Origin of the sequence: Bacteroides stercorirosoris (assembly GCF_900142015.1) — a bacterium.
Lineage (GTDB): Bacteria > Bacteroidota > Bacteroidia > Bacteroidales > Bacteroidaceae > Bacteroides > Bacteroides stercorirosoris.
This window is the reverse complement of record NZ_FQZN01000029.1, coordinates 31,345-56,209: the sequence shown is the minus strand read 5'-3', so window position 1 is coordinate 56,209 and position 24,865 is coordinate 31,345. Positions and strand designations below refer to the sequence as shown.

Annotated in this window: 12 protein-coding genes; all 12 read right to left on the bottom strand. The window is 41.9% G+C overall.

Going from position 1 to position 24,865, the window contains the following annotated elements:
- Nucleotides 1-693: 693 nt before the first annotated feature.
- Nucleotides 694-1,860 (bottom strand): PepSY-associated TM helix domain-containing protein, encoded by a 1,167-nt coding sequence (locus tag BUC01_RS19085; RefSeq protein WP_073314532.1) that lies wholly within the window; start codon nt 1,858-1,860, stop codon nt 694-696.
- Nucleotides 1,857-3,275, bottom strand: a complete 1,419-nt coding sequence (locus BUC01_RS19080) for a DUF4374 domain-containing protein (protein ID WP_025832161.1) — start codon at nt 3,273-3,275, stop codon at nt 1,857-1,859. Before BUC01_RS19080 ends, BUC01_RS19085 begins: the two co-directional genes overlap by 4 nt.
- A 46-nt stretch (nt 3,276-3,321) precedes the next feature.
- Complete coding sequence (locus tag BUC01_RS19075; protein WP_051568785.1) at nt 3,322-5,619, bottom strand: TonB-dependent receptor; 2,298 nt, start codon at nt 5,617-5,619, stop codon at nt 3,322-3,324.
- A gap of 308 nt (nt 5,620-5,927) precedes the next feature.
- Nucleotides 5,928-7,877 (bottom strand): RagB/SusD family nutrient uptake outer membrane protein, encoded by a 1,950-nt coding sequence (locus BUC01_RS19070; RefSeq protein ID WP_083595476.1) that lies wholly within the window; start codon nt 7,875-7,877, stop codon nt 5,928-5,930.
- A gap of 23 nt (nt 7,878-7,900) precedes the next feature.
- Nucleotides 7,901-10,990 (bottom strand): SusC/RagA family TonB-linked outer membrane protein, encoded by a 3,090-nt coding sequence (locus BUC01_RS19065; RefSeq protein ID WP_244895770.1) that lies wholly within the window; start codon nt 10,988-10,990, stop codon nt 7,901-7,903.
- Between the two features lie 330 nt (nt 10,991-11,320).
- Nucleotides 11,321-12,718, bottom strand: coding sequence for a sulfatase-like hydrolase/transferase (locus tag BUC01_RS19060; protein ID WP_025832164.1), 1,398 nt, complete (start codon nt 12,716-12,718; stop codon nt 11,321-11,323).
- Nucleotides 12,719-12,774: 56 nt separating this feature from the next.
- Nucleotides 12,775-14,196: a glycoside hydrolase family 28 protein gene (locus BUC01_RS19055; RefSeq protein WP_083595475.1), complete on the bottom strand. Its 1,422-nt coding sequence runs from the start codon at nt 14,194-14,196 to the stop codon at nt 12,775-12,777.
- 86 nt (nt 14,197-14,282) lie between these two features.
- Nucleotides 14,283-15,659: a hypothetical protein gene (locus BUC01_RS19050; protein WP_025832165.1), complete on the bottom strand. Its 1,377-nt coding sequence runs from the start codon at nt 15,657-15,659 to the stop codon at nt 14,283-14,285.
- 136 nt (nt 15,660-15,795) lie between these two features.
- Entirely contained in the window at nt 15,796-17,793 is a 1,998-nt protein-coding gene (locus tag BUC01_RS19045; protein WP_073314542.1) for a RagB/SusD family nutrient uptake outer membrane protein, read from the bottom strand.
- Nucleotides 17,794-17,807: 14 nt separating this feature from the next.
- A complete protein-coding gene (locus BUC01_RS19040) occupies nt 17,808-21,002 on the bottom strand; it encodes a SusC/RagA family TonB-linked outer membrane protein (protein WP_394363926.1) in 3,195 nt (1,064 codons plus the stop codon).
- Nucleotides 21,003-21,501: 499 nt separating this feature from the next.
- Entirely contained in the window at nt 21,502-23,373 is a 1,872-nt protein-coding gene (locus BUC01_RS19035) for a fibrobacter succinogenes major paralogous domain-containing protein (protein ID WP_025832169.1), read from the bottom strand.
- A gap of 27 nt (nt 23,374-23,400) precedes the next feature.
- A complete protein-coding gene (locus BUC01_RS19030; RefSeq protein ID WP_369862682.1) occupies nt 23,401-24,798 on the bottom strand; it encodes a pectate lyase family protein in 1,398 nt (465 codons plus the stop codon).
- Nucleotides 24,799-24,865 lie beyond the last annotated feature (67 nt).

Below are 24,865 nucleotides of genomic sequence, written 5' to 3'. Positions count from 1 at the left end.
ATTTTACAAAGAAAGGCATTCCCGGGCAAAACATAAATAAACAGAATGATTTTCTGTCTGTACAAAATGACGGGGGGAAGATTAACCGCTTCTTCCCGCCGAGCTTTTCACAGTACAAGAAGTTATCAATCACGTCCCATAACGAACAAAAAGCCACTAAAAGTCTCCTTTTCCCAACAGAGCCTTCTCTGCAAACTGTTCAAAGAGAATTTAATCGCATAATCTTTAGAATATAAATGCATTGTTTCTGCATAAAGCAGACGATACATACAATACTTATGCAAGGAACTATAGTTCTTTCATACAAGAAGTATAGATGGGACGCGAACAATCTATAGATGGGACACCAAAGATCTATAGATGCAACACAAACCATCTATATATCGGAAACAAACGATCTATAGATGGGGAACAGACCATGTGTTCACAGCATACAGACCATGTGTTTTTCTTTTTTCAGAGTTGTATATATTTGTGGATTACACTTTCAATCAACGACATGCTGATTTTCGTTCGTTTCTTTTCGTCCTGTCCTGCCATCGGCCGGAAATATCGCATTCTCATTATGCATAAAATGCAAAGTGTCAGTCCGACATCATTTTGCCGGACTGACACTTTATCGTTTTTCACATATCCCCCCCTTTACCCTCCGAAAGCGAATTCGTAATCCGCTGATGAGAGCAGAACGGGGATTTAACAGACAGGTTTACGTTTCATCTTCTTACGAATCCACAGGTAATAGCCCGTTAACGGAAGACTTGCACCTATCAATGCTGCAATGAAAGCCAATATCCGCGTCAGCATACCGCCCCAGCTCCCTACGTGTATGGAATAAATCCAACCACGGATTTTACCGGTGTTCTCTAAGTCCTTGTATAGAGTCGTTTCGGTTATCTCACCGCTGCGGGGATTGAACTTGTAGCGGTCGGCACCCCGGGTGTTGCCGAAATGGTTATTGGTAACACTAGCGGAACCGTCGGAAACGGTGATTTGTTTGTAACCCGGATTTGACTGAGCCAGTTGTTCATACACCTGTTCCCACTTCGCATAAGGAGAATACCTATGTCCGCCACGGCCTTCGGGTCGTCCTTCCCTACCCTCCGGTTTGCCGTCCTGCCTTCCGCTTTGCGACGTAGCATTGGCGGCTGTGTTTCCATGTCCCGTGCCGGGTTGTATTTCCACACCGAATACTTTATAGAATCCCGTCCGATACCACTGGAAAGACCACGTCAATCCCGTAAGCGACATTGCCAGGAGGAAAACAAGCGTATACATACCGCCCGCCACATGCAAGTCGTACCAGAAACGGCGCCATCCTTTGCTTGCCGCTATCTTCAAGCTGTTCTTCAATGCCCTGCGTGTACGCGGCCACCAGATGACTACGCCCGATATCAGCACGAATACAAACATCAGTGTACTGGTTCCCACAATGATTTTACCCCAGAAGATACCTCCGTCCGGTTTCATCGAGTCCAGCATCCAGCGGTGCATCCTGAACATGACGTTGAAGAATGGCGCACGCTCATACTTCCCCGTAACTTCGCCCGTGTACTGGTCTACATACATAGACGCACGGCGGGGTTTGGAGAGCGTGACTTGATAGGCCCTTTCGGGATCGGAAGAGATGTTGACGCCCGTTACCGATATACTGTCCGGCAAGGTGGCAGCCACTTTCGTCATCAACTGATCCATGGGCAGAGGTGCGGCTTCAACCTTCTTCACAAAGTAGAGGTCGCGATGACATAACTCCATTACTTCCTTTTCAAAGACCAATGCGGCACCCGAAAAGCAAATCAGGGTGATAAGCACGCCAAAAGGAATGGAAAGCCACAAATGTATATTACGGAATATCTTTCTCATCGGGGACTCAATCTGCCAACACCACTAACTTGAGTAGCTTCTATAGTAAGTCCCTTGGTAGCGACCGCACTTGCCGGATCAATCTTGTAGATAGCAGGATGGCCATCGGTAGTCGTTACCGTCATATACACAACACCATTCTCGGCATAAGGAGCGTTTCCGAAACCGGAAATCAACTCACCGGAAGGCAGACCGGTCACATAAGTCAGCTTCTTGCTGTCCGCCTTGAAGATGGCCAGTTGATTGGCAGCAAAATCTTCTTCAGTCAAAGGACGGTCGTACATCAACATCAGGAAGTAATCGCCCGTAATGTGCCAGCAACGGAGGAATGATTTTCCACCCGACTGTGCTTCGAGGTCACAATAGTAATCGTCAAAGTCCTGTGTTCCGCCGGGGATGCGCACTACGCCGGCAGGCAAAGTGGTTTGCTGGCGTGCATCGTCCATGGTCTTGGCATAACTGGGAGAGAACACATAGACGTCGCCGTTGTCGGCAGCCCAGATGGTCTGGTAGTATTGAGACTTGTTACGCCCGCAGGCATAGCTGATCCGGTCTGTCTTGATGAGTGTCTTCGTGGTGAAACTCTCATTGTCAAAGATGGCTACCCAACATTCATTGGGATATTGTGTCCATTGCAATTCGCCTTTCTTGTAGCTGCTGCTGTTCGAACCGCCGTCTTCGGTCTTAACCAGGTCTTCGTTGCCCGGCAATATCCATTTGCCGCCTTCCGTTGCCGAACCGTACTGGCTCAATCCCATCGGGACGGCTGCACTGTAAATCTTGTTGTTGTGCTCCAGAACACCTGCCAACGTCACGAACTCACCATTCCCCAGGAAGTTCTCAGACAGGTATGCCTTTTCCTGCGTATTATTGGTTGTGTAAGTCTCGGCAGGTACATCCAGGTAAGAGAATAAGAATGTTTTCGGCAGATAACCGTTTTCGTCGGCATATCCGGTATAGCCGTCGCCGGTGGAAGCGGTAATGATGTACTTATCAAAGATACCGTAAGTAGTGAACCGCTTCACGGCATATTCGCCCGAACGTGCTACGATGTCATAGCTCGGACTCATATAGAACGAACGGGTGGTACCGGCATTTCCCTGATTATAAGTCAGGCCATACAGGTATTGGTTCTTATAAAACACCCATTGCGTGGCACCGTCATTCACCAAACCATTATTTATGGTAGAAACGGTTCCATCATCCAGTGTCTTGGAAGAAAGCAGGACGTTCGTTGTATTTCCCGAAGCTGTTACAGAGGAGGCGATAACATATTCGCCCTTTTCTACAGTGCCTCCACCGAGGCTCGGTTCGTCGTCTGTGCAGGACGTCAATGCCAGTCCGATCATTGCTGTGAATGTTAGTCCGGTCATTGCAGTCGCAAAGAGCCCGGTAAGAAAGTAATTCTTCTTCATGTTGTTTTTACCTTTCATATTAAACTGAATTATATTAAGTAGATACTCAATTCCCGAAGTACACACGCACCTTGCCATAGAACGCCCGCCCGGTCCGCTGAAGGCTGAAGTTGTCATACAGCTTCTCGTCCGTGAAGTTGCGGCACTCAAACGACAGGTTGTAGCGGCCGCCGCGGAGGCTGTAAGAAAGAGCCAGATTGTGTGAGAACTGGCTGGGGACTACGTAATCACCCTTATTCGACCCGATATTGGACGAATAGTAAGTAAAGCTATGCAAGTACTGGTTGTCGTAAGATACGGTCAGCGTGTTGCCTTTCTTCCAAAGGTTGCGCCAGTAGAACGTCACATCCGAGTCGGCAAACATATAGGGCAGGTTCGGCATACGTTCCTTATAAGCGAGGTTCGCCGCACTGCTGGAGATGGAAGTCTTCATATTATCACGTACATTCATCTGCGTAAAGTTTCCACCGATGCTCAGCCATCTTCCGAAGCCATAGCGGACAGAGATGTTATAGCCTTTGGTCAGTACCTTGCCATAGTTGATGTAAGTGGCGGCAGATTTGCCTCCGCTCAGGTCTGTAATGTTACGCTGGATATAATCTTTCGTATTGCGGTATATCAGACTGCCTTCCACGTATACGGAATGCCGGCCGAAAGTCTTGTTGTAGCTGAGGTTCAGATTTATGTTATCACTACTTTCGGGTTCGATGCCGATGTCGCCCATTTCCAAGTCTTCGTCACCAAACATTTCCTCGATAGTGGGCAGACGATAGGCTTTCTCATAAGAGAGTTTCACCTGCAGGCCGGGCAATATAAAATAGGTACCGGCCACACCGTAACCCAAAGAACTTACGTCACGGGTGGTACGCACATAGTCACTCTGATTGCTGTTTGTGGCAATCGGTCCCGCCACAAACTGGTGATAGTATTTTCCGAACACGGAGAAGTTCCAGTCTTCGGACGGCATCAGGCGATAGGACAAGCCGGAGATATTCTTGCGGGTTTCTTTATCAATGGCATCCGACTGTGCCTCTTTGGCAAGCAGCGAAGTGTTGGAACGCGTGAAAGCATTCAGTACATGGTTGAAAGTCAGCATTTGTGCCTTATCAATGCGGTAGTTCACGGTCAGCGTACCGTTCCAGTTATCATTATCCGCTCGTGAATGCTGGTAGGACTGTTCGCCGGGTGAGTTCAGGCGGGCTTTGTCTCCATACCAATTGTATTTATAGGAGGCGGTGTCCACATTGGTAGTCTCATTCTTATTATAGTTGGCAGTCAACGCCACATCCAGGCCTTTGGTGAACAAGTCGCGCTTATAGTATTCCATCGAAGGCATCAGTGAATGGCCTTTGCGATGTTTCTGTCCGTACACGATTTCCTGCCGCACGCCCGTCTGTATGTCCTTATACATATTGGAATAGGTGAAGCCGAACATCAGGCGGTCCGTCCACGACTTGTCTACAATCCCCAACTTACCGATGACAGCTTCGTTGTGGTATGTATCATTAAAGTGCTTCACACGCACTTTCTTGTCCCGGTCTATCCTTCCCGTCTCGAAATCTTCCACCGGAGCATATACATGGTAATCATTGTCCGAATAGTTCTGGAAAGCGTTGATTTCATACGTGAAGCCGTTCTTGAAAGTCTGCCCGAAGTTGACGTAAGACTTATGAGTGTTGAACGAACCATAAGAATAGGATGCGTCCAGGAACCAGCGGCGACGTTTCTTGTTGGTAACAATATTGATGACGCCGCCAATGGCATCCGTACCAAAGCCTACAGGTACTACGCCTTTATAGATTTCAATCCGGTCGGCAAAGTTCACCGGTATGTTGTTCAGCCCGAACGAGCTTCCCACACCTTCCTGCGGAACACCGTCGATGAACACCTTCACGTGTTTTCCGCTGAATCCGTCCAACATAAGTTGCATGTCCGAACCCACTCCGCCCGACTCACGAAGTTTCATACCCGGCGCCTTGGTCAAGGCATCGCTCAGGTTCTTCGTAGTGTTCTGCAGTTCTTTCGTATCTACCGCCACTGCATTGAAGGCGGAACGTTTCAGGCGGGTCACGCCCGTAGAGACAATCGTTACTTCATCCAGTTGTTGTGTTTCCGGAGTGATCGTGAGATTCTGCTTCACTCTCTCCCCTGCCACCAGTTTCACTTGCTTCTCTACCGTCTTATACCCCACGGCAGACACTACCAATGTATAATTGCCTGCGGGAGCTTTTATGTGATAGATACCTTCTTGGTTGGTAGTACCTCCGTAGCTGGTTCCTTTCAGGTAGACAGTCGCAAAATCAACGATTTCTTTCTCGGTAGAGAGTATCTTGCCGGAAATCATAGCCCTGCCTTGTGAATAGACTGATAATGAAGAAAATAACAAGACAAGAAGTAAGGTAAGTTTTTCTATATTTGCTTTCAATTTACAAAGAGTTTTATGCAGTTAATAAATCGCTGCAAAGGTCTCTATAAACTGAAAGCAAAACAATCGCTATATGCAGGTAAATATCTTGCCGGAGTATTCGATAGGGGTATACGCTGCAATCGCTATTAATAGGTATATTGTATTGGCAGTCTCCCATTAATATGACAAGAAAGGCGTACATTCTAAAGAATATCCGCCTTTCTTGTTTTAAAAATATTCATTTATCAATATCCAGGATTCTGCTGGGCTTTCTTCTCTTCATTGGTCAATGAATGCCCATTCTTTTGAATTGCATCCAAATAAGTTTGAGGGATCGGACGCAAATAATGTCGTTCGTTAATATTTGAGGCAGCATCCGGATTGTATGCTCTAGCACGTGCAAGCAACGTTTTAGTTCTCGACAGATCTTCCCAACGATAAAATTCCCCGCATAGTTCGCGTGAACGTTCATTCAACAAAAGACACATCATACGGTCATAATCGGAAGAATATCCCAGCTTCTGAATAACCGCCTCATCTTCAGCCGGCAAGTTGCGTATATCTTCAATATCAAGAACTGTAGCAGATGTAGTCTTAGCTATATTATTAGATTCATAATATGAGTTTTCGGCAAAATATGAATTAACGCCATTGTCAACAAAACCTAGGGAACCTTCTTTATAAGCCGCACCGCCATCACAATAAGCTGAACGGTCTTCCCCACTCTTATAGGCTGCACGCTGGCGAAGTTTATTGACGTATGTTAAAGCATCACCATATTTTTCCTGACGTATCAAAACTTCCGCCGCAATCAGGTAAGTTTCACCCAATCGGGCAAGAATACCATCCCGATACCCTACTCTACTATCCCGAGCATCTCTTGAACCGTCAATGAATTTATTGAGTGTGCAATAACGGGTAGTATAATCATACAATGCCACATCATCTTTACCATTCTGACTTTTCGGATAAGCAACAAACACAGTAGGAACCGTTTTCCCCGTTTTTTCATAAACAACCTGTTCCTTCAACTGGACATTTTCAAAACGAGTATCGCCCGGACGATTGATGATATACATGATACCTAAATCTCCATGTACATACTTGCCATCCTTCCCCGGATTGTTGACAGAGTACTTCGTTTTAAAGCTCTTCCAAAAACGAGAATCATTCACCATATCATAAATATTATACATATAATATGTTGTTCTTAAACGTTGATATTCTCTTTCCCCTGCTATATCACGCTGCATATAGGGTAAATCCTTATATACTGAAACATAATAGAGATGACACTGATTTCCGCTAGCCCCTTCTGTAGATTTATCCGAAGAGAACTGGGCTGCCAACAATATCTCATCCAATTGTTCATTTGCACCGTTGGGTTCTGTATAATTCCATAAATCAGCATAATTGGCAGCCAACTGGCGATGAGCAATCACTTCTTGCGCCAACCTCAAAGCCTCAGCCAAATCAGCTGTTTTCGTCGCCCCATTCCAGCTATCATTGATTTCGCTAGCACGAGACAAATAAGCTTTAGCCAAAAAATGCGCAGCAGCATCTTTTGTCATCTTTCCAACAGCGGATGCAGTGGACGGCAGATAGTCATAAGCCGTTTTTAAGTCATCAATAACCTGTAAATAAGTAGCTTCGGCTGTAGCACGGGTAAATTCACGTTCAGGAGAAACGCTGGGTGTCAACTTCAACGGTACCCCACCATATTGGGAAACCAACTTAAAATAATTTAAACCACGCAAGAAATGAGCTTCACCGATGTAAAGGTTCTTATTGCTACCTTTATAACTATCCAGCGTTACTTTACTGAGTAGAAGATTTGCATTATTTATCCCATTGTACATCCCATCCCAAACTTCCTCCATCTTGGTGGAATTACTGACTACTTGAGACTGCAAATTTCCATCATAATTATTCCAAGAAGCATTAGAGCCATCACCTCCTACACGAAATTCATCAGTTCCGGAGTTTGTTGTTGCACAAGCATACTCCTTAGCAAAATGAAACCGCAAATTATAGTAAAGACTTACTTCCAGCCTGTCAATGCCTTCCGGAGTATCAAAGTAATCCGTATTTTGCTGTGTGGTAAGTTTCTCATCCAAGAAACCTGCACAAGAAGTACCTGACATTCCTAATGCTAAGAATGCTAATCCTAATAATACTTTTCTATCTAATTTCATAATTATATTCCTTTCTTAGTAATTTAAAATCCAACATTCAGCCCCACCGTGAAACCACGATTCCAAGTAGATGTATACGACTGCGAAGCATCCAGCTCAAGAAAATCAATCGTAGAGAATATTTGCCCAGGATTCTTGGCCTGCACAAAGACTTTTAAGTTGGAGAGATTCCATTTCTTGATAAGAGATTGCGGGAATGTATATCCCAAAGATATATTACGTACTTTCAGAAATGATCCTTTTTTATAGCCCAGAATACGATAGTAGGGATCACCACCACCAATATTGTAGATGGGTTTCTGATAATCGGCATTCTTATTATTTTCGTTATAGTAGTTTATAGACCTTTGCATATAACGGCCTCCTTGCCATTCTCCGCCCGTGTCAACCATATAATCGAAGCGCCCATACAGCATAACAGAAAGCTCAAAGTTTTTGTAATAAAATGTATTGTTCATACCCAATGTCCACCGCGGACGAGTATGACCGATAACTACACGGTCATCATTCGGATCTATCTTTTTATCCCCATTCTGATCGACCGGTCTAGCCATACCAACCTGGAAAGAATGACCTTTCTTGTTATATTCTTCCATCAATTCTACATCTTCCTCTTTCCACAGCCCGCCTGACTCATATCCATAAATCACTCCCAGTGCTTGACCAATGAACCAATTATTTACGATATCATCTTCTTTACCGTTTGCCAGTTCTTCAACTTTATCTTTCTGCCAGGCAGCATTAAGAGAGGTCCTCCATTCAAAATCACGAGTCTTAATATTCACCGTGTTCAGTGTAATATCAACACCGACATTTGATGTCTCACCAACATTAGCATAAGATTGTGTATAGCCATTCAATGAAGGAATACTCATATTCATTAACAAGTCTGTTGTATGAGAAGTATAAAAATCAAGTACTCCGGAAATTCTGCCCTTCAATAAAGAGTAATCAATTCCTATATTATATTGAGTGGTCTTCTCCCAACCCAAATCTTGATTGGCCAAGGTCACCGTCTTCCCAGTTAACGGCTCGGAGGCAGCAAATCCCGGAACAAGACTGCTACCAAATGGATAATAGAAAGGCACAATTGCCCCTTTTGTCTGATAAGGAGAGATAGCGGAATTACCTGTAGTACCGAAACCTATGCGCAATTTCAACTGATTAATCCAATTAATATTTTCCATAAATGCCTCCTGATCAATACGCCAACCTAAAGCTGCACTGGGAAAAAATGCCCACTTATTGCCATCAGCCAACTGAGACGCACCGTCCCAACGCCCCGAAATGGTCAATAAATATCGATTGTGATAGTCATAATTCAAACGAAACATATAAGAAAGTAACTGCTTTTCAGTCAACGAACTATTCCAATCATCCAATAAAGATATGTTTTCTTTTGACAGCGCATTCCATTTGGCACTATTCAAAGGGATACCCTCCGCTGCCATAGATGATGATTCATAATGATACTTGGTAGCACTTTGAAGCAAGGTTACCCCGAAAGAGTGCTTGCCGATCTCTTTATCATAATATAGCAGGTTGTCCAGCGTCCATGAGAAATCAGACTGATTGCTTAAAGAAGCACGGTTCTTACCTTCACTGCTTAAAGACTCTTCATCGCGGAAAGTACCATTTCTATAGTGTCGAAAATCAGGTCCGAAACTAAAGCGATATTTCAGCCCTTTGAATGGAGAATAGATTTCTCCTAAATCAAGCTGTGCAAACAAACTACCGATGACACGAAACATACGACGTTCATTTTGGCTGTGGTTCCACTCATCCGCCACATTCTTCACCTTATCATCACCACCTGGATATTCAATACGATTGCCTTCTTCATCAAAAGGAACTGCATAAGGAAACATACTTGTGGCACCTGCATACAATGTTCCCGGAAGATTCTTCAACAAGGAACCTGTTGTAGTAGCAGACGAACCGTATTGCTGCTCACTAAATGTACCGTTAACATTCAATCCCATAGTAAACCAGGCAGTCGGTTTCAAGTCCAAACTTATTTTAGTTGTATAGCGAGTATAAGATTGCCCTTTTACTGTACCTTCATTATCCAAATAACCAATGGATGCATATCCTTTTATCTTATCAGTACCTCCGCTAGCACTAAGTGTATGCTCATGCGTTATACCGGTTTGGGATACCATATCACACCAGTCGGTTGTAGCAACTTTGGAACCGTCCCAACTTCCTCCGGCCCAGCCCTTTTCTATATTTTTCCAAGCAGTCGGATCAGTAGCTCCCAAAAATATCTCATAATCATTTTCCTTAGTAGGCTGGTCAGCTCTAGGATATTTAGACGGGTTCAAGTAATAATAAGACCAACGACGCCATTCGATATACTCCGCAGAGTTCATCATCTTCGAATGATCCTGTAATGTTTCTGCAGTAACCGTACCGGAATAATTGAGTGTCATCTTACCTTCTTTACCCTGTTTGGTTGTTACTAAAATTACACCATTGGCACCACGTGAACCATAAATAGCTGTCGCAGATGCATCTTTCAATATATCAATAGATTCTATATCATTAGGATTCAAGGTCTCAATACCACTTGTAGACATCAAAGGAATTCCATCTACTACATACAAAGGAGTATTACTTGCACTCAGTGAACGTACACCTCGTATATTAATAGTACCAATTTCACCTGGTCGTTCATTACTTGTAATATCTACTCCGGCCGCCTTTCCTTGCATAGCTTCAAAAGCATTTGAAACAGGACGTGAAGTTAGTTCTTCTGAACTAACACTAATCATGGCACCCGTAACATCCGATTTCTTTTGAACACCATATCCGACTACTACAACTTCATCCAACATTTCCGTGTCTTCCTGCATCACAACTCTAATGTTCGACTTGCCTTTCAAGTCAATCGTCTGTTCTTTATATCCAATGAAACTGATTTGAAGAGTAGCATCAGCAGCTACTTGATTTAGTGTGAATTTACCATTGATATCGGTAATTACTCCATTTACCGTCCCTTTGACAAGGACGTTAGCACCAATAATTGATTCGCCCTGCACATCAACCACTACTCCTGTAACAGTTTTGTTTTGAGCCCAAATACCTAAAGAACAGCTTATTAACAGAAGCATTAATAAGCACATTTTTGTGTGTATGATTCTCATAGATTATTAATATAATTGATTAATAAATAAATTTAAGTTTAACAGAATGCGCAACTGTTATCGAACACATGATTCTGATCACAAAAATAGAGCATATGATTAATCCATATTATATCTATTTTGACTGAAATGCTTTCGCTTTTGACTGTCCTTAATAAAAAGGCTTATTTTTATCATTAAAGACACATTTCGTACTGACATTCTTAATGATTCATACATATAGCCTGACTGAAAATGTCACAAGAAATGACATTCTGAAGCATACCCTTTCTTGAAAAGTCAAAATTCACTGAATAATCAAAATTCACCAGGCAACGGCCAGTTAGGAGTAGGCACACGCATTCTTCTCATCTCTTTCTCAAAAGCAGCCACCATTTCAGGATATTTATCAGCTAGATTCACAGATTCAGTCATATCCTCTTTTATATTATACAATTCCAAAGGAGCATCTTTGTTAATAGTAACCACTTTCCAATCACCCTTACGTGCTGCACATTGCTTGCCGGGAAATTCCCAATATAGCAAACGATTGTCCGTATTCATCTGTTTACCATAAAACAAAGGCAAGATATTTATACCATTTAATGTTTGAGGTAACTTATCCGTTGCATTAGCCACCGTTGCCAGTGTAGGCATTACATCTGGAAAATAAATAATATTATTCAGTGTCTGAACCGGAACTTTACCAGGTTGATTAACAATAAAAGGTACACGAATTCCTCCCTCATAAAGCTGTCCCTTCATCCCCCTAAGCGAACCTTTACATCCTAATTCTGCCAATGGTGCCTGTTTGGCAGCTCCATTATCCGAAGCAAAAATAACCATTGTATTCTCACGCAGTCCCAATCTGTCAAGCTCCGCCAACAAACGCCCGATAGCCCGGTCCATGTGTGTGATAAGAGCAGCATATCGTTTAGTATTCATATCCCACGTCTCATCCTCATACCAAACTGTTTCATCAATAATATAAGGTTCATGTGGCGCATCATAAGCCAAATACAGGAAAAAGGGATTCTCCTTATTTCTATTTATAAACTTAATTGCATCCTCCGTTGAAAGATCTGTATTATGTTTGATATGTTTATCTCCTTCATTCTCTTTCACATTTTCCAATTTCTCATTATTAAAACGCCAATAAGGGTAATAATATGGATCGTTGGAGTATGTAGTACTAATAAGCCAACCATAAAACTCATCAAATCCTCGATTTAAAGGAGTTGCTTCAGAATTAAAACCATCCAAATGCCATTTATTTACCAAACATGTCCTATAACCTGCACTACTCAACACAGTAGCAATAGTCGTATCATTTGGTAGCAAATGCATTCTCCTTATAGTTTTCGTACCTTTCAATCCCTCAATTCCCCCCGCAGTGCAAAAGTTATCACGAATAGTGGTATTTCCAGTATTCCTTCCAGTCATTAATGCACAACGGGAAGGAGAACTTATTCCCGAACCGGCATAACACTGAGTAAAAGAGGTACCCGTAGCCGCCAATTTATCTATATTAGGAGTTTCAATATACTTGTTTCCATAACAAGCCAAATCGCAATACCCCATATCGTCGGCTAGTATAAAAATGATATTAGTCTTTTCAGTATTCGGCGAGGTTACCTGCTGCCCCCTTACAACTATTTGAGGAAGTATTAACATACCTACAGCACAAAATCCTCCTAAAAAATTCTTCTTGACCATACTATAATATTATTTAAAAGTCCATTTATCATACAATCACAATGAGCAACATACAATTATGGAATAACCACATTCTCATTGCACTCCAAAATCAAATCATTACTTGCTTCAATGCGAACATCATTCAAACGCCAGTCCTTAGCCCAAACTATTTTCCCAGCCTTGTCACCTTTAAGGCAGACGCTGTGAAACACGAAATTTTCAATTCTGCTACCAGCAATCCCAACTACATTTATACAAGATTGCGCATTAGAAGCAGTTACCTTATCAAGAGATATATTCCGAAACACAGGAGTACCTTGTGCTAAGCTCACAGGTTCTAACATTTTGAGCCAATGCGCTGGAAGTTTCTTTATATCATATCCTTCCGGAAGTTTAGATGTGCTATATGCAGGATTCCAATTCAAATCTACAACAATTGGTCGTGCAACCTCTACCATTTCGATATCATACAAATAAATATTTTCAATCACTCCACCACGTTGACAAGTACTCTTAAAACGCAACCCACATTTTGTACCTATACCTTTCATCCTGTATGCCACAATATTGCGAATTCCTCCCGAAGTCTCACTACCACAAGTAAACATTCCTCCTCCCGAACCCGCTATACAATCACGAATTACCACATATTGACAAGGACGATTCACCCGAAGCCCGTCACTATCGCGTCCGGCCTTCAGACAAAAGTTGTCATCATTGCAATTTATATTAGAATTCTGGACCAAAACGTATTCTGACGAATCAATATCAATGCCATCCGTACTCGGCCCATGCCCCTCAATATTATTGCTGATTATAATGCCATCAATAGTAATATGTTTACTATACAAAACATGTAAGCTCCAAAAACCAGGCTGATATAACACAATATCACGTACTGTCACATTCTCACTCTCGGCGATAAGAATTCCCCTAGGCCGTTCGCAATCATAATCCACAATCCAACGCAGACCTTTCATCTCGTAATCTTTACGCATATTCCAATATTTATCCCAGAAAATCTTACCACGTCCATCGATTACTCCATCACCGGAAATAGCAGCATTTTTCTTACCAATGATATTTATCAATGCAGAAGGCCACTCCATCTCTATACCTGCTATACGGGTATCAATCTTCTTATAATCAACTATATCTTGAGAAGCCACCAAAGTGACTCCCTTGGAAATATGAAGATTTACATTATTGCCCACAAACAAGGAACCAGTAAGATAAATACCAGGAGAAAATACGACCATTCCACCTCCGGCTTGTTCAGCTTCATCAATTGCTTTCTGAATAGCCCTGGTATTCATACATATAGCATCACCTTTAGCACCATAATCCGTAACATTATATACAGTTTGTTGTGCAGGATAAGATACAGCACCAACCTGTTTCATCCAAAAAAAATCCGGTATTCCCTTACTTTGAATATTTGTACTCAAACAGGTCATCAACAGAACCAGGACAATCCGGATAAAGTAAATCTTCATAGTGATTTTTCTGATTAATAATTAAACAATAAGTCATTAAAAGGCTTGCTATTGAATGCAAACTCTATAGTAAACAAAAACAGATATTACCGGCACAAACTATTCAGATAAACTTCAATATTAGTATAATCCTCATTCAATGTATAAGCGGATGCATCCGAAGCACTTTTCGGATTTAAGCCGTGCTCACTTTCCCAGTCATCAGGCATGCCGTCTCCATCAGTGTCTTTCAAAGCTTTCCCTGCTTTTAATACAGGCCAACCGCCTACATCTTCCTGTGAGTTGATAATACCGTTTGTACCGAATGTGCCAATTCCCTCTCTAACTTGACGTAAGACCTCACGATCATAGCTATCCTGCGAGAAACTACATCCCACGGATTCCAAAATCCGCTGATAAGCAACAACAGGTGCATCTTCATGGATCGGTTCACTCGGAAAGGGAGAGCCGACCAAACAGGATGCACATTCCTCACCGGAAGTCGGAATAGCTTCGGGAGAAATTCCGGAATCCGGTCCGGCACTCTTTCTGCCGGGGATATAACATTTTCCGGCACAATCTGTTATGGCACTATAGTTATCACGTGTCACAGCATCATCACCTGCCATCACGTTACCTGCCACATAATAACGCCCTGTCCCATCCTCTGCAACATCAAGCAAACGGTGGTGTTGTGAAGCCGGTCCCGGTTTATAATAGTTATTCACCATGTTTATCTCAGCATGATGCCCACCTCCATAAGCGGTCTTGAATCCCCAGTTATACACCACATTATTACGGTAATCCACCCATTTCGTACCATCAACAGAGGAGAAACGAGGATTGCGACTTGCATGATTTGCCAGCAGATTGTGATGGAAAGTAGCCTTATATCCTCCCCAAATACCTCCAAAGCCATGACTCCCCTTGGTATGAACCGAAGTGTTCAGACTATGGGCGACCAAGCACCATTGCACGGTGAGATTCTCGGTTTTATAAATAGAAAGACACTCATCAATACTCCAACTAACAGAGAGATGGTCGAGGATCACATTCTTCTGTCCGTAACGTCCACCACCCACACCGTCACTGTCCAAACGGTATCGATCGCCCACACGTACACGGATATAACGTATGATAACATTGCTGGCATTCACCACTAACGGATAATCCTTTAGACAGATACCGTCACCCGGTGCAGATTGTCCTGCGATGGTAATACTATCATTATTTATACGAAGCGGAGACTTTAACTCAATGGTTCCATCCACGGCAAAGACCACTATGCGGGCACCGGTTTGCTCCACCGCATCGCGGAAACTGCCTTCACCACTGTCATTCAGATTAGTCACGGTAAGTACACGGCCGCCACGTCCGCCAACAGTCCATTTGCCATATCCCTCAGCTCCGGGAAAAGCTATTTGTTGCGCTTGCATACAGGTAACTGCAAAAAGCAGGCAAGTGATAAGAAAAGTATTCTTCATGATTACACTATTTTACTGTTTTGATTTTGTATTCTGAAACGTAGATTGTCATTAAACAAAGATGTGCGTGCTATTGAAGAAAAAGACGGAATTTTCTTTCAGAAGTCCCGCCTTTTCCTACTTTAAAATCATTAGATTAATAACACGGATGTTGCTGTCCGGCAAGCCCCGGGTTCACGTCAATGATACTCGTTGTATTGAAAGGCAGTATTTCCACCATATTCTTTTTCATACCATAAAAGACACCAGTCTTCCCCGTAATCCATGCATTATTAGCAGAAATCCCCTCAACTTCTTCCACACAGAGATTTCCCTTCTGCTTAATCGAATTGATACTGAACATGTTCAGAATCGTATACTCCACTTCTTCCACCTTCTTTGCATCAGCCGGCACATCTTCTTTCTTAAAATAAACCTTTCCATCCGCTTCAAAGAAGTTGACCTTCAAGGCGCCTTTAGAGCCTGAGTTTAATATATGCATAGTGGTCAATTCATTTTCGGAAAGCCCCATATCCACCAAGTCCTGTTCAGTCATCGAAATGTAAGGCAACGCTATCGTCGGATCTTCAAAAGACGGTGTTGAAGCCAGCTTATAAGCACGATATACATCTACATCAGCATATCTGCCTTCACGCTTGGCCAGTTGGACCAGCTTTTCCTTTTCAGTGGTCAGATAATCGACCAATATCCCCCAACGGGCCAAGTCACTCTTGCGAAGCCCTTCATTGGATAACTCCAGTTTGCGTTCCTGTATAATATAATCCCTGAATTCGGCATAATCAGAAGGAATCGTCCCCACTTTGGCAGCATCATTCCTGAACGCGCGCAAGCGTACATCTTCTACAGCCTTCTTGGCTTCGGAAGTGGCACCATTATTCAGTTCATTCAAAGCCTCGGCATACATCAGCAAGATGTCAGAGTAACGCAATATAGGCCAATTGAAATCTCGTTTACTGTCAGAAGAGCCTCTGACCTTTTTCCAGTTAATGCGATACTTACCTACACCCATACCGGCAAAAGTATTCATCTGGTAAGCGTTGTTACCGGTAGATAATCTAAGTCCATAATTACATACCGAAACATCACGCCGTTGGTCGTCTTCTTCAAACTCAAAATAGAATGTCGGCATAGCTATCATTTGGCTCCCCCCCTTACCTAAACCTTCATTATCCGTACCGCTCGTGGGTATACCGTTCGTATAACCGGTGCGGACATCCGGTCCATTAGTACTGTACCAACCATACTCAAGCATGGTCTCAGCATTATATTGCTGATTTCCCAAATCCCTGAAAACCTGGTCATAGTCTTCCAGCAATTTATTCTCTCCCTTAGTGATGACCGCTTCACAAGCATCCGCTGCTATCTGATAAAGTTCCTTTACGCGAGCAGCATCACTACGTTGCGCAATCTTTAGAGAACTCTGAGTATACGGTACTGTATTCAAATCCCAACGCAAGGAATAGCCGGCAGCATAAAGAGCAACACGAGCCAATATACCATATGCCGAATTCTTAGTAAAACGTTCGGGAGTAGCAACCATGCCTTCACTTTTCCAAGGCAACAACTCTATGGCACGCTGCAAATCGTCAATACAATTATCATAAATTATATCACGACTGACGCGCGAAGAAGAAAATGTAGTCAAATCGGCTGTCGGCACATTCGTGTAAGGTACATCGCCATAATAACGGACAATATTCCAATAAGCATAAGCCCTTATTGCCAAAGCTTCACCCAACAGTGCATCTACTTTTTTCTTCTCACTGTCACTGACACTCATTTCCGGAAGATTCTTGACGCACACATTGGCATATTCAATAGCCTTATACATATTAGTATAAGTAGAACTCAACATACTGGAAGTGTTGGTATAGTCATAGTTGGCCACATTGTACTTGGAATTGGACTCTGTTGAAGCCGCCTCATCCGTACCCATCAATAATTGATATCCCAATTCTTGAGTATGCAACCATGAATAACCACCCATCACAGCCATCTCTGCTCTTCCTACTGTTTCGAAAACAGTGGAACTATCCGCTTTTGATTCGGAAGGCATATCCAGCCAGTCTTCACAAGAAGTAAAGGCCAATAACATAGCAGCGGATATACCTAAAACATTTATTATCTTTTTCATATTCATTGTCTAATTTAGAATGTTAAGTTTACACCTACTACCCAACTTTTGGAACGCGGATAGGAAGAATTATCAATACCTGGCGTCAAAGCACTGCTTGATGCAGACACTTCAGGGTCATACCCTGTATAATCAGTAAAAGTATGAATGTTATTCAAGGTACAATACACACGGGCATTACTGATTTTAGCGCGTTGCACTAATTTCTTTGGTAAAGTATATCCCAAAGTGATCGTATTCAAGCGTAAATAAGAGCCATCTTCCAAGTAATAGCTACTGCGTTCACTAATGGCAGTTTTGTTATTCCCTGAAATATTCCACAAAGCATTACCATCATGTTGGTGTGGATTCAATGCGGCCAGGCGTGCCAAGTCGGTACTTTCCTTACCGGTTGAAGGATCAATCAATGTGAAACGGTTCTTCATTTTTTCAAGTGTATTCTGATTAGCCAGATATGGGCCAATAAAGCGCTGAGTACTCATGCTGAACACATCATTACCTACTACGAAATTCATGAAAATAGTCAAATCAAATCCTTTATAAGTAAAGGTATTGTTCCAACCTCCAGTGAAATTAGGAGCTGCATTTCCTATCACAGTACGGTCATTAGTACCCCATACCGGATTTCCATCTGCATCTACCTCACCAGCCGTCGGTCTATATTTAGCATCACCCGGCTTTACATTTTCACGATTAGAACCTTTCAAATAAGGAACACCTGCATTCAACGTATAGCCACCATCAGCATTCTGTGTAAAATCATCTGTCGTATAGATACCATCATAAATCAAACCAAAGAATTGTCCCAACGGTTTTCCTTTTTCAATTTTAAAACCCATACGAGATTCATACTCTGTTATGAAATTATCAGTTTCACCATCACCATAAATATCCAATACCTTTGAACGGTTGAAAGCAATATTGAAGTCCATTGTCCAAGTGAAATCCTTTGTACGAATATTAGTCGTATTCAAAACTAATTCTACACCACGATTACGGATAGAACCAATGTTCTGGAATTGATGGGTATAGCCAGTAGAAGTAGGTATTTGATTCTTAATTAACAGATTGGAAGATTCATTGTTATACCAGTCTACTGACAGATTAACGCGGCTATTAAGAATTGATATATCCAAACCGACATTGGTGGTATTAGTTTTTTCCCACTTCAATTTCGGATTTCCAAGTGTTGTACCAGGCACAAGTGTTATGTAATCACTACCATTATAGCCATAATGACCTGATCCATAATCTGTAGCATACATATTATTATCAACGTTATTATTACCAGAAGTACCATAACCTACACGCAATTTCAAGTTCTGGAAGAAATCAAAATCCTTCATAAAACCTTCTTCTGAAATTCGCCATGCTGCAGAAGCAGAAGGGAAGTAGCCCCATTGTTGGCCACGGGCAAACTTAGAAGAACCGTCGGCACGTAATGTTCCCGTAAACAAATAACGATCACTATAATTGTAGGAAAGACGACCAAAGAGAGAGACAAGGCCAACTCTACTTTTCCCTGATTTCCATGTCTGCGGAGTACCCATACTGACATCATTCAAGCCAAAGTTGCCATCTGAGAATTTTCGGTATTCATTATCCAGATTCATAGATTCTTGATACCAGGTTTCCTGACCAAGCAGAACATTAAAACGATGGGCTTCTTTCACATTAAATGCATAATTCAATGTATTCGTAATCTGCCAAGAAAACTTTTCACTGTTATTGCGATAACCATATCCATAAGGACTTTGATTGGACGAAGCTGTCTTCGTATTACCATTATCCCAATAATCTTTACGCACTTGCTGCCACATGTAACTTCCGGATGTACGGAAAGTCAAATCTTTCAATATATCTATTTCCAACCCGGCATTCACTGTTGCCATACGAGTATATTTCTCATTGGTTATAGATTGATTATTGATGATTGGATTATTAGCATCATAATTATCCCCACCATACATTTCAGAAAAGAGGTCAGCCAAATCAGAACCTAACAATTGTTCATTGGTCCACTTCACACCACCTGTCACCGGTTGTAAAATAGTCTGTTTCAATGTACCGCCCAATGAACCTCCACCATCAATTTTAGTCATCTGTAAGCTGGAAGAAAAATCAAAACGCACACCTTTCCATAATTCATGATTAATCTTAGCACGGATACTGTTCTTCTGATATCCATGTTTATCCATTATACCATCCTCACCCGTGTAGTTATAGCTCAACATATACTTAGTCTTCTCACTTCCACCACTGATATTCACATTGTGATTCTGTGTAATACCCGTATTACCGAACACCTCATCCTGCCAATCAATGCCGGCACGATTACCATACTCATTAGCAATACGACCGTATGCACCGGTATAGAAATCACCAGAATTAATATCTCCACCAAAAATATTCGAGAAGTTATCTTCATTGCCACGAAGCAATTGGAATTCATATTGATACTTTACATAATCTTCAACTCCCATTAAATCCAACTTCTTTCCTAAACGGTCAAAACTAACAAAACCATTATAAGAGACTTCGGTCTTACCTGCCTTACCGGATTTCGTAGTAATCAATATAACACCATTGGAACCACGAGCACCATAAATGGCCGTTGCAGAAGCATCCTTCATTACATCAATAGTTTCGATATCATTGATATCTACATTCTGCAAACCATTTTCCATTTGGAAACCATCAACAATATAAAGCGGCTCTGTTCCTTGTGTGATAGATGTACCACCACGTACCGTAATATTAATATCAGCACCCGGAGCACCACTCTGCTGTACGATATTCACACCAGCCGCTTTACCCGCCAATGCTTGTGCCGCAGTAGTCACAGGAGCAATAGCCAAATCTTTACTACCCACTGAAACAGAAGAACCTGTCAATTCTTTACGCTTTACTTTCGCATACCCAATAGCAACGACTTCCTCCAACATTACTGAGGATTCTTTGAGAGTAACTGCAAAATGAGTTTTACTGCCAATGACAACAGTTTGGTCTTCATAACCAATAAACGAAATTACCAATTCTTTAGCCGAAGCCGGTACAGAGAGTTTAAAATTACCATCCATATCAGTAATAGTACCAATGGACTTGTCACCTTTCACCGTTACAGAAGCTCCGATCACCACATCAATCGCATCGCGAACCGTACCGGAAAGCGTCTTGTTCTGGGCAAAAATGCCTAAAGGACAACTCATTAACAAAAGCATTAATAAGCACATTTTTTTGTGTAAGATTCTCATAGATTATTAATATAATTGATTAATAAATAAATTTAAGATTAACAGAATACGTTACCGTTATCGTGCACATTATTCCGGTTGCAAATATAAAATTTGTAGTCAATTTACATTATATATATTTTGACCGAAACACTTCCTCTTTTGACTTTTCTTAATCAAAAGACTTATTTTTCAGACAAAAAGACAATGTTCGTACCAGTATTCTTAATGATTCATACATATTACGAAACTAAAAAATGAAACAGGTTGTTGCTACCGAAATAACTGCATCACCAATTTCCCTTCCTATTTGTTCCGGCAGTGCAACATAACCTTCTTCCTATATAAATGTCAGACAAGAAAACAGACTATTTATCACAAAAAGAAGAATTCTTCCAATATCTGAGGATTTAAAGAAATGCTTCTTTGATCCTCAGATACCATAATTATTCAATATTAATTTATCTATGAAAAACTAATTGATTCGCACGCAACGCACAGAGAAAGCATTGGCACGGCTATTCTTTCCCGCTGTATCTACTTTATCTTTACCAACATTCATATAGCTTGCATCCGCCCCATTGGATGCAAAAGCCGTGCTTTGCCAATAATAACCAGACTTTTCCGCATCCTGAAGCTTTCCTGTTTTACGATTACGCAGACCTCCAAGCGGATACCACAACCCCTGACCATTATAATTCAAGGAGTATCCTAACTTTTCTGTATCCCAATTAGAGGTGGAAAGGAAAACACTCGCTTCAATACCGGACGCAGAAGAAGAGTTATTTAACCATGTATCGCGCGGTGCAACCATGTAACCTTCAGGACAAGGATCATATACAGACTTTTGAATAGTAGCAGCCGATGGATAATTATATCCTTCAGGATTCCCCCAAAGAGCATTATCACCCCAATAAAGCCAGTCATAAGAATAATAGTAAGGCGGAGTAGCAACATTGCTCTTTGAACGTGAGTATTTGATATACGTAGCCGGATTCTTGACTGAATAAGCCACTGTACCCTTTTCTTCACCACCACTTTCAATCTTCAGGCTGACAGTTCCGACTTGATTATACATTATAGCTTCAGTATTCTTCCCTACTTCATTGGTTGTTACAAACGGGTCTTTACGCCCCCACTGATAGAGTAATCCAATCGCGCCAACATCACCCGGAGTGGCAGAAACGGCACCTAGATTACGATCCATAACCGTATAATTATTACCTTTACTGTTCATTCCGAAAGGCTGGTCTGTAACATCAGTTACCCAAATATGATATGACCAAAGAATAGCGGCATCTTCCGCGTCGGGATCTTCCGTATCATAAATTGCGATAACCGCATTTCCTGGTTGCCCATTCAGAGTAGCGGTAAAAGATTTACGGTCGGAAGATAATGATACGTTGCTTATAAAATCAGTAGAAACATCATTCCAAAGTAATTTGGCAGAACGGGCTAATCTGCTATCATCATAAGCATGATTCTCATAAGTGTAATTCAAGCTGGTAGTATAGTAAGGAGTGCAATCAACTGTTACGGAAGTTGTACCGGGAGCTACAATGATGGAGTTAGCCTTGCCATAATAATTGGTCACTGAAACCCACTCTATGTTCTCCAAAGCAACGGAAAGTATCTTACCGCGTTCAATGCTCTTCCCGTTCAAATCTACAGAACAAGTACCAATTCCTTTAGGAGAAACAAAAGTTATATTCAACGCGCTACCCAATGCCATTGGCGGAAGAGCAAGATATAACTCCTGTCCTTCGGATATGTTTATATCACCTTTCAGCACAAGTGTCTTCGAAGTATTCTCCCGGAAAGTAACCTGACCCGTCGTCGCATCCAAACTTATATCTCCTGTGAGTATATCATTCTCAGACTCAAAAGTGACAGAGGTAAGAGAAGCAAAATCTTCATTAGCCGGAACAAACAATTTCAACCCGCCACAGGCTACATTCATTTGCATATTATTCAGACCGTCATTATCCGTCAGACAATAGAGCGGACAGGCAGACTGGTCAACCACCCCTTGCGTATAAGTTTGAACTGTCGGTAAAGAATAATCCAGATTATTATCCGAAAGTTGGGCATTAGCAGGATAATAAATCAAATATTGATTGGCAACAGGAACATCGTACATACTAATGCATGCATTCGACAATACAGGATATTCCTCTCCATTAATTCCTATCTTTGCTCCGGTTTGGATCTCCACATTCAATTCATCATCCGTATTGAAAGCCAAAGTAAACGAATTAGGTTGTTCATAAATTAATTGTTCGGTATCGTCACAACTAACCATAATTACCACTAATGCAGCAACGAGATATTTTATCAGTGTTTTCATACTGTTTCTTCTCCTTATGTTTAAGAGTTAATTATTAAGTTTAGCATCAAGTGTAAAGATATAGTTTTCGATATTAGTGTAACCGTTGTTTGCTATCTTTGCAGCATCAGAGGGATCATTCTTATCCAAACCATATTTGTCTTCAAATTCATCGGGTATGCCGTCATTGTCGCTATCCAAAGGTTTCTCTCCGTTTTGAATAGTGCCTACACCTCCCAATGAAAACTGCTGTACATCTTGTTCATTCTGAATAATCGTTCCCTTTTTACCCAGTGAAGTCAACTCATCAATCAGATATTGGTCTACTTCGTCACGAACCGGAAGGCTGGCACCTACATGTTTCACAATCCAATGATAGGCCTCCGTTGCAGACGTTTGCTGGCTGATAACAGGATGTTTGTCAGAAGGTGCACTCAGGAAGGTCGGTTCTCCTTTACAATACTCAGTCCAGTTGTTTTGTGTCAATTCAAAGCCATTGAGCGAACCATCTTTATCATTATCATAATAATTTCCTTTATAATAAGTTCTAAAGTCGGCATTGCCTCCCAGAAACGGCGGAGTAGGAGTCATCGGAACTTTTTCCACCTTAATAGAGTTATCTTCTTGTCTTACATTCTGCCAGTTGGCTACAGGACCTACAATAAAGTAGTTATCCTCAATAGTTGTTTCCGACTGACCGGACGAATCACCACCCATATTATAAGCGGCACCACTTCCCCAGTTATAAACCACATTGTTCACAAACTGATTCAAACCTTTCACTTTCGGATTACGTGTTTTATTATCAGTATAAAGATTGCGGAAAAGGGTGATACCTGATTCGGTATCAGTCTGAATCAGCCCTCCACAGGAATGATTTTGCAGTCCCTGGCCGAGAATTGAATTCTGAATAGTGATATTGCGTGGAAGTGTCCCTTTACTATCCCAATTGATAGAGAAGTTTTCGTCACGCCCCCAGGTAACAGATAGATGGTCAAAAATCATATTCTCACCATTTGCTATTCCGGCAGCATCTTTTCCATCAGGACCTTCTATTCCCATACGGATGCGCAAATGACGACAAATAAGATTGCTAGCCCCGGTAAACGATACACGATTGCCATAAAGCACAATACCATCTCCGGGAGCAGTCTGAGCTGCAACAGTCAGATTTTTAGAGAATACAAGCGCCTCTTTCAGATGGATTACGCCCGCTACATCAAACACGATAATACGGTCGGGCTTACTCACGGCAGAACGTAATGAGCCTTCTTCATCATTATCTTCCAAAGTCGTCACATGATATATTTCTCCGCCACGACCACCAGTAGCATTAGCCCCATAACCTTCCGCACCGGGAAAAGCCAGAACTTTACCATAGTCAGGAAAAGGGCCGTCGGTACCTTTCTTCAAAACAATCTCAATATCATTATCGCTGCAACTCATTCCAAACGTTGCAATAAAGAGTAGAACTCCGGCATTCTTAAAGAAGTTTAATAGAGTAGTTTTCATT

Coding starts and splice junctions, on each gene's coding strand:
- BUC01_RS19085 (WP_073314532.1), bottom strand. CDS start 1,860: ATGAGAAAGATATTCCGTAATATACATTTGTGGCTTTCCATTCCTTTT.
- BUC01_RS19080 (WP_025832161.1), bottom strand. CDS start 3,275: ATGAAGAAGAATTACTTTCTTACCGGGCTCTTTGCGACTGCAATGACC.
- BUC01_RS19075 (WP_051568785.1), bottom strand. CDS start 5,619: ATGATTTCCGGCAAGATACTCTCTACCGAGAAAGAAATCGTTGATTTT.
- BUC01_RS19070 (WP_083595476.1), bottom strand. CDS start 7,877: ATGAAATTAGATAGAAAAGTATTATTAGGATTAGCATTCTTAGCATTA.
- BUC01_RS19065 (WP_244895770.1), bottom strand. CDS start 10,990: ATGCTTCTGTTAATAAGCTGTTCTTTAGGTATTTGGGCTCAAAACAAA.
- BUC01_RS19060 (WP_025832164.1), bottom strand. CDS start 12,718: ATGGTCAAGAAGAATTTTTTAGGAGGATTTTGTGCTGTAGGTATGTTA.
- BUC01_RS19055 (WP_083595475.1), bottom strand. CDS start 14,196: ATGAAGATTTACTTTATCCGGATTGTCCTGGTTCTGTTGATGACCTGT.
- BUC01_RS19050 (WP_025832165.1), bottom strand. CDS start 15,659: ATGAAGAATACTTTTCTTATCACTTGCCTGCTTTTTGCAGTTACCTGT.
- BUC01_RS19045 (WP_073314542.1), bottom strand. CDS start 17,793: ATGAAAAAGATAATAAATGTTTTAGGTATATCCGCTGCTATGTTATTG.
- BUC01_RS19040 (WP_394363926.1), bottom strand. CDS start 21,002: ATGAGTTGTCCTTTAGGCATTTTTGCCCAGAACAAGACGCTTTCCGGT.
- BUC01_RS19035 (WP_025832169.1), bottom strand. CDS start 23,373: ATGAAAACACTGATAAAATATCTCGTTGCTGCATTAGTGGTAATTATG.
- BUC01_RS19030 (WP_369862682.1), bottom strand. CDS start 24,798: ATGAGTTGCAGCGATAATGATATTGAGATTGTTTTGAAGAAAGGTACC.